Origin of the sequence: Saccharothrix sp. NRRL B-16348, from assembly GCF_001280085.1 — a bacterium.
In the GTDB taxonomy this organism is placed as follows: Bacteria; Actinomycetota; Actinomycetes; order Mycobacteriales; family Pseudonocardiaceae; genus Actinosynnema.
In genome coordinates this window covers 220760-230752 of sequence record NZ_LGED01000113.1, presented here as the reverse complement: position 1 = coordinate 230752, position 9993 = coordinate 220760, and the positions used below count along the sequence as shown (strand labels likewise).

At 69.7% G+C, this 9993-nt stretch carries 11 protein-coding genes; 5 read left to right on the top strand and 6 right to left on the bottom strand.

Annotated elements, in window-relative coordinates:
* Window positions 1–142 precede the first annotated feature (142 nt).
* The 6 genes from ADK67_RS50745 to ADK67_RS12540 all read right to left on the bottom strand — a co-directional run bounded on the left by ADK67_RS50745 (window position 143) and on the right by ADK67_RS12540 (window position 6116).
* Window positions 143–712 carry a hypothetical protein gene (locus ADK67_RS50745; RefSeq protein ID WP_053716573.1) on the bottom strand — a complete coding sequence of 190 codons (570 nt, stop codon included), beginning with the start codon at window positions 710–712 and terminating at the stop codon, window positions 143–145.
* Window positions 709–1545: a carbohydrate ABC transporter permease gene (locus tag ADK67_RS12560; protein WP_053716572.1), complete on the bottom strand. Its 837-nt coding sequence runs from the start codon at window positions 1543–1545 to the stop codon at window positions 709–711. Before ADK67_RS12560 ends, ADK67_RS50745 begins: the two co-directional genes overlap by 4 nt.
* Window positions 1542–2513, bottom strand: coding sequence for a carbohydrate ABC transporter permease (locus ADK67_RS12555; protein WP_053716571.1), 972 nt, complete (start codon window positions 2511–2513; stop codon window positions 1542–1544). The genes ADK67_RS12560 and ADK67_RS12555 overlap by 4 nt, the downstream gene beginning before the upstream one ends.
* The gene (locus ADK67_RS12550) at window positions 2510–3778 is read right to left on the bottom strand and encodes an ABC transporter substrate-binding protein (RefSeq protein ID WP_063797579.1); all 1269 of its coding nucleotides are present in this window, start codon (window positions 3776–3778) and stop codon (window positions 2510–2512) included. Before ADK67_RS12550 ends, ADK67_RS12555 begins: the two co-directional genes overlap by 4 nt.
* 203 nt (window positions 3779–3981) lie before the next feature.
* Entirely contained in the window at window positions 3982–4953 is a 972-nt protein-coding gene (locus tag ADK67_RS12545; protein WP_053716569.1) for an arabinan endo-1,5-alpha-L-arabinosidase, read from the bottom strand.
* Between the two features lie 302 nt (window positions 4954–5255).
* A complete protein-coding gene (locus tag ADK67_RS12540) occupies window positions 5256–6116 on the bottom strand; it encodes an alpha/beta fold hydrolase (protein WP_053716568.1) in 861 nt (286 codons plus the stop codon).
* Window positions 6117–6244: 128 nt separating this feature from the next.
* Here ADK67_RS12540 and ADK67_RS12535 point away from each other — a divergent pair, with 128 nt between their 5' ends.
* The 5 genes from ADK67_RS12535 to ADK67_RS12515 all read left to right on the top strand — a co-directional run bounded on the left by ADK67_RS12535 (window position 6245) and on the right by ADK67_RS12515 (window position 9949).
* Window positions 6245–6811, top strand: coding sequence for a CGNR zinc finger domain-containing protein (locus ADK67_RS12535; protein ID WP_053716567.1), 567 nt, complete (start codon window positions 6245–6247; stop codon window positions 6809–6811).
* A 44-nt stretch (window positions 6812–6855) separates the two neighbouring features.
* A complete protein-coding gene (locus ADK67_RS12530) occupies window positions 6856–7143 on the top strand; it encodes a hypothetical protein (protein WP_231648149.1) in 288 nt (95 codons plus the stop codon).
* Between the two features lie 52 nt (window positions 7144–7195).
* Entirely contained in the window at window positions 7196–7768 is a 573-nt protein-coding gene (locus tag ADK67_RS54590; protein WP_053716565.1) for a YdeI/OmpD-associated family protein, read from the top strand.
* A gap of 298 nt (window positions 7769–8066) precedes the next feature.
* On the top strand, window positions 8067–9527 hold the full coding sequence (locus tag ADK67_RS12520) for a family 43 glycosylhydrolase (protein WP_053716597.1): 1461 nt from the start codon (window positions 8067–8069) through the stop codon (window positions 9525–9527).
* Between the two features lie 5 nt (window positions 9528–9532).
* Window positions 9533–9949, top strand: a complete 417-nt coding sequence (locus tag ADK67_RS12515; RefSeq protein WP_053716564.1) for an RbsD/FucU domain-containing protein — start codon at window positions 9533–9535, stop codon at window positions 9947–9949.
* The last annotated feature ends 44 nt before the right edge of the window (window positions 9950–9993 follow it).

Here is a 9993-nt window from a genome sequence, read left to right as displayed (position 1 = left end):
CGTGAGGGCAGGGGTTGGTTGCCGGCATCGTTGTTTCAACCGACGTTTCAGGGTGACGATAACGGCGGTTCGGTTCGTAGTCGGGTCAGATTCACTCGATCGTGGACGAGGTGAGGGCGGGAAACGGCTGGTCAGGGGCAGGTTAGCGGGGAACTGGAGGTGGCGCGACCGCGCTGTGCCGTCGGTCGACGGCGACGGCTGCCATCAGCACGCAACCCGCCATCGGGAGCAGCAGCGGCGGGAGTTGCCAGGTCACGATCAGCAGCACGGCCAGCGACATGACCAGGAGCAGAGAGCCCCCGAAGTCCGACACCGCCCGCCGCCCCGCCTCGCGCAGCACAACAGACCACCGCAGACCCACCGACCACCGCGCCGCCGCACGCAGCACGACCACGGCCAAGCCGACCGCCGCCACCCCGCACACCACGGCCACGACGTCACCGCCGGCGACCCGCGTCCGCAGGAACACCACGTCCACCACCAGCACCACGAACCCGACGACCACCCCGACCGACATCACCCACCCGCCCGGCAACGCCGCCCGCACCCGCGCGAAGAACGCCCGAACGGACGTGGTCTCGCCGTCGACGTGGGCCTTGATGTGCGCACACCCGGCCGCGAGCGCCGGCACGAGCGTCACCACCGGCAGGGCGGCCAGCAGCACCAGCACGCCCACCGTCAGGCACTCGCCGAACAGCGCGAACCGCCTCATCCCTTCAACCCCGACGTCGACACGCCCTCCACCAGGAACCGCTGGAAGAACAGGAAGAACAGGATCACCGGCACCAGCGCCAGCATCGACATCGCCATCAACGCCCCGAAGTCGGAACCCGTCGACTCGTCGATGAACAGCTGCAGCGCCAACGGCAGGGGGTACTTGTCCGGGGTGCTCAGGTAGATCAACGGCCCGAAGAAGTCGTTCCAGCTCCAGATGAACGTGAAGATCGCCGTGGTGATGAGCGCCGGCCGGCACAACGGCACGATGATGTGCCAGAACACGGTCCAGTGCCCGGCCCCGTCGAGCTTCGCCGACTCGTCCAGCTCACGCGGCAGCTGCCGGATGAACTGCACGATCAGGAACACGAAGAACGCCTCCGACGCCAGGAACTTCCCCGCCAGCAAAGGCACGTACGTGTCCACCAGGTCCAAGTTCTGGAACACCACGTACTGCGGGATGATCAACACGTGGAACGGCAGCAGCAGCGTCGCGATCATGATGCCGAACAGCACCGTCCGACCGCGGAACCGCAGCCGGGCGAACGCGTACGCCGCCAACGCCGACGACGCGACCGTCCCCACCACCGACAGCACCGCCAGCACGGCGGAGTTCCAGAAGAACCGGCCGACGCCGACACCCACCACGCCCTCGAACACCCGCTGGTAGTTCGCGAGCGTCGGCGCGGTCGGCAGCAGCTGCAGGCTGCCGATGATCGTCTCGGACGGCTTGAACGTCGCCGCCGCCACCCACACGATCGGGTACAGCACGACGGCGAGCAGGGCCAGCACGCCGACGTGCCACAGCACCCTGGTCAACGACTGCCTCATCGCTTGTCCCCCGAGTCCCCGGAGTAGAACACCCAACCCCGTGCGGTGCGGAACAGGAACACGGTGACCAGGCCGACGCCGAGCAGCAGCATCCACGCCATCGCCGACGCGTAACCCATGCGGTAGTCGCCGAAACCGCGATCGAACAGGTAGATCGTGTAGAACAACGTGCTGCCCGCCGGCTGACCGTTCGGCCCGCCGACCACGTACGCCGACGTGAACACCTGGAACGCGTTGATCGTCTCCAGCAGCAGGTTGAAGAACAGCACCGGCGAGATCATCGGCAACGTGATCGACCAGAACCGCCGCCCACGGCCGGCGCCGTCGACCTCGGCCGCCTCGTACAGCTCGCGCGGCACCTGCTTGAGCCCGGCCAGGAAGATCACCATCGGCGCGCCGAGCTGCCACGTCGCCAGCAGCACCAGCATCATCAGCGAGAAGTCCGGGTTGCCCGCCCAGCCGCCGGTGTCGATGCCGAACCGCAGCAGCAGCTGGTCGACCACCGAGTCGTCGCTGAACATCATCTTCCACACGATCGCGACGCCGACGCTGCCGCCGATGAGCGACGGCCCGTAGAACGCCGCCCGGTAGAAGCCCTGGCCACCGCGCTTGCTGTTGAGCAGCATCGCCACGGCCAGCGCGGCGGCCAGCTTGATCGGCACGGCCAGCGCCACGTAGATCGCGGTGACCTCGACCGACCGCAGCCACCGCGCGTCGGAGAACATCCGCTGGTAGTTCTCCAACCCGATCCACGTCGGGGTGTTGAACAGGTCGTAGTCGGTGAACGAGAGGTACAGCGAGGTCACCATCGGCCCGAGGGTCAGCAGGACGATCCCGATGATCCACGGTGACAGGAACAGGTAACCCGCCAGGCCGTCGCCGGACGGGCGGGCCCGCTTGCGCGGACCCGTCCCGCCGTCGGTGGCGACCTCGGCGCGCCGGTCCGGCGCGATCGTCGCCCGGCTCACGACCCGAGGGTCTCTTCCGCCTCGGTGAAGAACTGGTCGACCGCCTCGTCCACGGAGATGCGGCCGTACTGGAGTTCCTCGGTGATCCGGATGAACGCCTGCTCCAACGTGCCGGCGCCCTTGGGCGGCGCGGGAGGCGTCTTGCCGAACTTGTCCTTCAAGTCGTCCTCGTACGCCGCCACGGCGGCCAGCGGGCCTTCGAGCTGGGCCGCGGCGCGCTGCGCGTTCGTCGGCGGCAGGCCCCGGTTCGCGCCGAAGATCTTGCCGACCTCCGGGTCGTTGACCATGAACGACACCAGCTTGGCCGCCGCCGCCGGGTGCTCGGTCTTCTGCGACACGCTCAGCAGCATCGACGGCTTCAGGTACTGCCCGGACGTGCCCGCCTTGTCGGTCGGCACCGGCCCCAGCTTCAGACCGGGGTTGGCCTTCGCGTAGCGGGACATGAAGTTGTCCCAGCCGAGGTCGCCCGCGACGAGCTTCTGCTCCAGCGCGAACGCGGGCTTGATCTGCACGCCCTTCTCGATCGGCAGCACGGTCTTGCCGTCCGCCAGCGCCTTGCCCTCCGCCATGAACTCCTTCAACCGCGCCTTGTCGAAGCCGAGCTTGCCGTCCTCGGTGTAGAGCAGCCCGCCTTCCTGGCGCAGCTGGAGCTCCAGGTTGTAGTAGCTGCCGACGTAGTTGCCGCCGCCGGAGACCCCGGTCTTGTCCGCGATCGTCTTGAGGGTGGCGCGGTAGTCGTCCCAGGTCCAGCCCTCCTTCGGCTCCGCGACGCCGGCCTGGGCGAACAACGCGGGGTCGTAGATGTAGCCCCACGTGTTGCCGCCCGTCGGCACGCCGTACAGCTTGCCGTCGATCTCGCCCGCGCCCTTGAGCCCTTCGAGCAGGTCCCCGAGTTCGAGGTTCTTGCCGTCCTGCTTCTTCAGGTCGTAGAGCGCGTTGCGGTCCGAGTACTCGCGGATGTAGGCGAAGTCCATCTGCAGCACGTCGGGCGCGTTGCCGCCCGCGGTCTCGGTGGCCATCTTCTGCCAGTACGCCTCGAACTCCTGGAAGCTCGGCGTCACCTTGATCTCGGGGTTCTTGCTCTGGAAGAGGTCGATGGCCTTCTGCATCAACTCGGCGCGCTCGGCGTTCCCCCACCACGAGAAGCGCAGCGTGGCGGGACCGGCCTGGGTCTCGTCGCCGCTGCCGCCACTGCTGCCGCAGGCGACGGCCAGCAGCGCGACCATCGACGTCGCCAGGACTCTGAAACGTTTCAGTGCAGCCATTCGAAAAACCCTCCGGTCTCGACCGCTTCCCGGCGCCACGCGCGGTGCAGCGGGGAAAGCGCTTTCCGGGAGGCTACGAGCACGTTGCGCCAACGTCAATGCCCACTTTGGCAGCCGTGCCGCCGCCGATCGGTCGCCGGTACCGGCCGCCACCACCGCCCACCGCGAGCCGCGGCGGACGGTGGTGGACAACCGGTCGGTGCTCATCGGACGTACGGCCACCCTGCGGAGTCGAAGGCGAGCAGGTTGATGCCCAGGCGGGACGCGCCGTCATCACCGTAGTAGTGGTAGACGAGGATGTCGCTGTCGACGTCCGAGAACACGTCCTGGTGCCCGGTGCCGTGGATGCTGCCCTGGCCGGCGAGGATCTCCGTGCCGCCGCCGGAGGTCATGGCCGTGCCGTTGCGCGCCACGTAGGGGCCGGTGACGCTGGTCGACCGGCCGACCATGATCCGGTAGGTGCTCTGCGCGCCCCGGCAGCAGTAGTCGAACGACACGAACAGGTAGTAGTAGGAGCCGCGCTTGACGATGTTCGGCGCCTCGATCGGGCCGCCGTTGCGGCCGGCGATGGCGCGGATCGAGGCGTCGGAGCGCAGTCCCGTGGACGGGTTGAGCGCGATCATCTTGAGGCCGGACCAGAACGAGCCGAAGCTCAGCCACCAGCGGCCCTGGTCGTCCACGACGAGGTCCGGGTCGATGGCGTTGAAGTTGTCGCTGGTGCGCGACTCGATCACCAGACCGCGGTGCGTCCACGTGCCCGCGTTGCCGCTGGGGCTGGTGGCCAGGAAGATCGCCGACCGGTTGGAGCCGAACGACGAGGCCGAGTAGTACAGCCAGTACTGGCCGTTGCGGTAGGAGATGTCCGGCGCCCAGAGGTTGCGGCTGCCGTTGGTGTAGGTGGTGGTCCAGGAGGCGCCGTTGGGGAAGACGGCCCCCGCGTTGCGGAAGGCGGTGCGGTCGGTGGAGGTCTTCAGGCCGATGCCGTCCGCGGTGTGCGCGACCAGGTAACTGCCGTCGGGCCTCTTGACGACGCTCGGGTCGTGCACCCGGATGTCGCCGGTGACCACGCCCGGCCCCGGGTAGGCCGACGCCTGCGGTGCGACGACGACGGACACGCTGGTCATGGCCAGCGCGGTGAAGAGGGTGGCGAGAGCGCGTTTCCTCGATGCAGCCACGGTTTCCTCGATCTCTCGGGAGTGGACTGGACGCGGCGGCGTGGGTGTCCTGAATGGACTACTCGCAGCGGGAGGCTCGGCGTCTCGACCCGGCAGCGGCAAGCCTGCGCGGACTCATGCGTCGCCTCCTTGCGAGCAGGAATCGTGACGCGCCTCCGGTCGCCTGCCGGGTCAGCCGGACTGGGAGCGCTTCCGGCACCGTAGCGCAGCCCCGTCGAGGCGGGCAAGCCTGCCTGTTACCGCTAACAGGCAGGCTGCGAACGTGGTGCGCCTCCTCTTGTTAGCGCTCACAAATCGGCTGATCAGCCCAGGACCCGGCCGAGGAAACCGCGGATATAGCCGGTGATGGTGTCGAGCTGGTCCTCCAGCGCGAAGTGGCCCGCGTCGAGCAGGTGGACCTCGGCGTCGGGCAGGTCGCGCCGGTAGGCCAGGGCGCCGTCCGGGCCGAAGATCTCGTCGTGGCGGCCCCACACCGCGAGCAGCGGCACCCGCGTCTCGCGGAAGTACCGCTGGAACGCCGGGTACGCGTCGAGGTTGTGGCGGTAGTCGCGGAACAGGGCCAGCTGCACCTCGGCGTTGCCGGGCCGGTCGAGCAGGGCCTGGTCGTGCGCCCAGGTGTCCGGGCTGATCCGGCTCGGGTCCTTGACGCCGTGGGTGTACTGCCAGCGGGTCGCGTCCGGGGTGAGCAGGGCGCGCACCGCCGGTTCGGTGTCGGGGCCGGGGTTCGTGGCGTAGGCGAACAGCGGCTCCCAGAACGGGGTGAAGCCCTCGGTGTACGCGTTGCCGGACTGCGTGACGATGGCCGTGACGCGTTCGGGGTGGCGTGACGCGATCTTGAGGCCGATGGGCGCGCCGTAGTCCTGGATGTACAGCGCGTGCCGCCGCACGCCGAGGTGGTCCAGCAGCCCGAGGGTGATGTCGGTGAGCGCGTCGAACGTGTAGTCGAACTCCTCGACCGACGGCGCGGCGCTGTGGCCGAAGCCGACGTGGTCCGGCGCGATCACGCGGTAGCGGTCGGCGAGTCGGGGGATCAGCTCGCGGAACATGTGCGAGCTGGTGGGGAAACCGTGCAGCAGCACCAGGACGGGGGCGTCGGCGTGGCCCGCCTCCCGGTAGAACACGCGCTGCCCGTTGATGTCGGCGTACCGGTACGAGGTCGTCATCGGGTTCTCCTGATCTGAGGTGTCTAACTGTTCTAAGACCTTTGAACGGTTAGGTGACCCGCTCAGACAAGCAGGCGGGTGTTAACCTGTCAAGCGACTCTCAACGGTTAGACGGGGAGGTGTGCGCCGTGCTCGGTGCCGATGACGCCGTGGCCGGCGCGCTGCTGGCCAAGGGCTGGCCCGCGCGTCCGCTGGTGGACCAACCCCTGGGCATCGACCTGCTGAACACCCGGTGGGTGGTCGGCGGTGTCGCCTACGACCTGCTCGACCACGAGGACCTCACCGCGGCCTGGCTCGCGGACCGGGAGCTGGCCTCCGTCCGGCCGGTGCCGCGGCGGCCCCTGCGCGAGGCCCGTGACGCGGTGGCCGCCGTGATCGCGGACCCGGCCGACCACGCCGCCCTCAACGCCCTGCTGGACCACGGCCGGTTGCGGTTGGCGGTCGACGAGCGCGGCCGGGTCGAGCACGACGACGTCCCCGACCCGCGGTGGCGTGCGGCCTGGGCGTGCCTGCGCGACTTCGTCGTGCTGCGCGAGGCGGCCCCGGACCGCGTCCGCAAGTGCGCGAACCCGGAGTGCGTCCTGCACTTCCAGGACGTCTCGCGCACCGGCAGGCGGCTGTGGTGCTCGATGACGGGCTGCGGCAACCGCCTGAAGGCCCGCCGGCACCACAGCCGGGTCCGCGCCACCCCCTGACCGGCGCGTGCGTCAACCGGCGGCCGTTGGGGTATGGCATGGCCATGACGGACCAGGAACCGCTGGATCTGGGCGCGACGGAGCTGTCGGCGGCCGAGGAGGCGCGCGTCAGGCGTGAGCACGACCTCGACCGGCCGCGGGTGTTCGACCAGCGCAACGACGTCGACCGGCGCTCGCGGACCAGGGCGAACCTGCTGCCCGAGGAACTCCGGACCGGCAGCGCCGACCCGGAGGCCCAGGCGCGCGAGGTGCTGCGCGACTCCGACGTGCGGACCGAGATCCCGGAGTCCGCGCCCGACACGATGGTGGAACGGCGTGAGTCCGAAGCCTGAGTCTGCGAAAAGTGCTCACTCGATGAGCACTTTGACCGCGCACCATGGGGACATGAACGCGCTCACCGACACCCACGCCCTCGCCTTCGCCGACGCCGCCGAGTGGGAGTCGTGGCTGGCCGAGCACCACGGCACGAGTGACGGCGTCTGGCTCAAGATCGCCAAGAAGGGGTCGGCGCGGACGTCGGTCACCATCGCCGACGCCCTCGACGTCGCCCTGTGCCACGGGTGGATCGACAGCCACCGCAAGGGCTTCGACGCCGACCACTACCTGCAGCGGTACTCGCCGCGCCGGGCGGGCAGCTCGTGGTCGCGGGTCAACGTCGAGAAGGCGGAGGCGCTCATCGCCGCCGGGCGGATGCGGGACGCCGGGTTCGCCGCGATCGAGGCCGCCCGGGCCGACGGCCGGTGGGACGCGGCCTACCAGCGGCAGCGCGACGCCACCGTGCCGCCCGACCTGGCCGGGGCGCTGGCCGCCGACGACCGCGCGCGGGAGCGGTTCGAGCTGCTGGACCGGACGCGGCAGTACGCGTTGTTCCTCCGGCTGATGAAGGCCAGGACGCCGGCCGCACGGGCCGCGCAGCTCGAGCGGATCGTCGACGAGCTGGGCCGGGACGCCGGCTGAAGTTGGTGGCCGGGTGGGCGGACGGGGGGAGAGTCGCGTCCGTCCACCCGGCAAGTTCGGGGGGTCGAGCGTGCGGTGTGCCGGAAAAGGTAGCGCAATGTTATCGCTAACACCAGCCCTGGGCACGGATCGCTTCGGCGGCCGGCTGTCAGGACAGGCGTTTGTGGGGCGACCGGCGGGTTGCGGCCACTCGGTCCTCAATCGTCTCGTAAAGGGGTATTGAGGCGTGCGGACCTGCGCTGTTAGCGTTAACAGCGCCGCACCTCGCATCCCGACGCGCCACGATGGAGTGGAACCGATGAACAGTGCCGTTCCCCGGTGGATTGCCCGCAGGCTGGCGGTGGTCGCGGTGGTGGCCGTGACCGCGCTCGCGGGGCTGGTGGTGACGCCCGCCGCGCACGCCTCGCCGGCCGTGCAGCACACGAACCCGCTCGCGAACCAGCGGGCCGACCCGCACATCTTCAAGCACACCGACGGCTACTACTACTTCACCGCGACCGCGCCGGAGTACGACCGGATCGTCCTGCGCCGCGCGACCACGATCCAGGGCCTGGCCACCGCCCCGGAGTCGGTGATCTGGCGCAAGCACTCGTCGGGCGAGATGGGCGCGCACATCTGGGCGCCGGAGATCCACTTCGTCAACGGCAAGTGGTACGTCTACTTCGCCGCCGGCCGCACCGACGACATCTGGCGGATCCGCCCCTACGTGCTGGAGAACAGCAGCGCCAACCCGCTGACCGGCACGTGGACCGAGCGGGGCAAGGTCAACGTCCCGTGGGACACCTTCTCCCTGGACATGTCGACCTTCGTCGTCAACGGCGTGCGCTACCTGACCTGGGCGCAGTCCGAGCCGGGCATCGCCACGAACTCGAACCTCTACCTCGCCCGCATGGGCGCCACCCCGTGGAGCATCACGGGGACGGTGACCAGGCTGACCGTGCCGACGCTGGCGTGGGAGACGCGCGGCGGGGTGAAGGTCGCCGAAGGGCCGACGGTGATCGAGCGCAACGGCCGGGTCTTCCTCACCTACTCGGCCAGCGCCACCGACGCGAACTACTGCCTCGGCATGCTGACCGCGTCGTCGTCGGCGAACCTGCTCAGCGCCTCGTCGTGGACGAAGAGCCCCAACCCGGTGTTCGAGAGCAACGCGGCGACCGGCCAGTACGGCCCGGGGCACAACTCGTTCACCGTCTCCGAGGACGGGCAGAGCGACATCCTCGTCTACCACGACCGCAACTACCGCGACATCTCCGGCGACCCGCTGCGCGACCCGAACCGCCGCACCCGCGTGCAGAAGGTCTACTGGAACGCCGACGGCACGCCGAACTTCGGCATTCCGGTGGCCGACGGCGTCACGCCCGTGCGGCTCAAGTCGTACAACTACCCGGACCGGTTCATCCGGCACTGGGAGTACCGGGGCCGGGTCGAGGCGAACGTCGCACCGCTGGCCGACTCGCAGTTCCGCGTCGTCGCGGGCCTGAACGGCGGCGGCACGGTGTCGCTGGAGTCGACCAACTTCCCCGGCTACTACCTGCGGCACCGCAACCACGAGATGTGGGTCGAGCGCAACGACGGCAGCGCCGTCTTCCGCGCCGACGCGTCGTTCCACCGCCGCGCCGGGCTGGCCTCCGGCTCCGCCGCGTCGTTCGAGTCGTCCAACTTCCCCGGCCAGTACATCCGACACAACGGCACCTACATCAACCTGACCACCACGCCCGACACCGTCGCACGCGCCGACGCCACGTTCATCCTGGAGTGACCCCAGTGCTGCGCTACCCCTTGCTCCACCCGCCGCTGCTGCACGCCCTCGCCACGGCGGGCCACGGCTCGAAGGTCCTGATCGCGGACTCGAACTACGCGCACCGGACCAACGTCCACCACCGGGCCGAGGTGATCCACCTCAACCTGCGCCCCGGCCTCGTCACGGTCGACGAGGTGCTGGAACCGGTGCTGTCGGCGATCCCGGTGGAGGCCGTGCACACCATGCGGCCGGACGACCTGAGCACACCGGACGCGTGGACCGACTACGCGCGCGTGCTCGGCCCGGACCTGCCGTTGCAACCGTTGGCGCGGCAGGACTTCTACGCGGCGTGCCGTGCGCCGGAGCTGGCGGTGTGCGTGGCGACCGGCGACGGTCGGCACTACGCGAACCTGCTGCTGACGGTCGGCGCCGTCTCCTGAGCCCCGGTCCCCGACCCGCGTGCGCCGGCGTGCGCGCGGGTCGG

Excerpts from the sequence above, each read along its gene's own strand:
- ADK67_RS50745 (WP_053716573.1), bottom strand. The coding sequence starts at position 712 with ATGAGGCGGTTCGCGCTGTTCGGCGAGTGCCTGACGGTGGGCGTGCTG.
- ADK67_RS12560 (WP_053716572.1), bottom strand. The coding sequence starts at position 1,545 with ATGAGGCAGTCGTTGACCAGGGTGCTGTGGCACGTCGGCGTGCTGGCC.
- ADK67_RS12550 (WP_063797579.1), bottom strand. The coding sequence starts at position 3,778 with ATGGCTGCACTGAAACGTTTCAGAGTCCTGGCGACGTCGATGGTCGCG.
- ADK67_RS12540 (WP_053716568.1), bottom strand. The coding sequence starts at position 6,116 with ATGACGACCTCGTACCGGTACGCCGACATCAACGGGCAGCGCGTGTTC.
- ADK67_RS12530 (WP_231648149.1), top strand. The coding sequence starts at position 6,856 with ATGACGGACCAGGAACCGCTGGATCTGGGCGCGACGGAGCTGTCGGCG.
- ADK67_RS54590 (WP_053716565.1), top strand. The coding sequence starts at position 7,196 with ATGAACGCGCTCACCGACACCCACGCCCTCGCCTTCGCCGACGCCGCC.
- ADK67_RS12520 (WP_053716597.1), top strand. The coding sequence starts at position 8,067 with ATGAACAGTGCCGTTCCCCGGTGGATTGCCCGCAGGCTGGCGGTGGTC.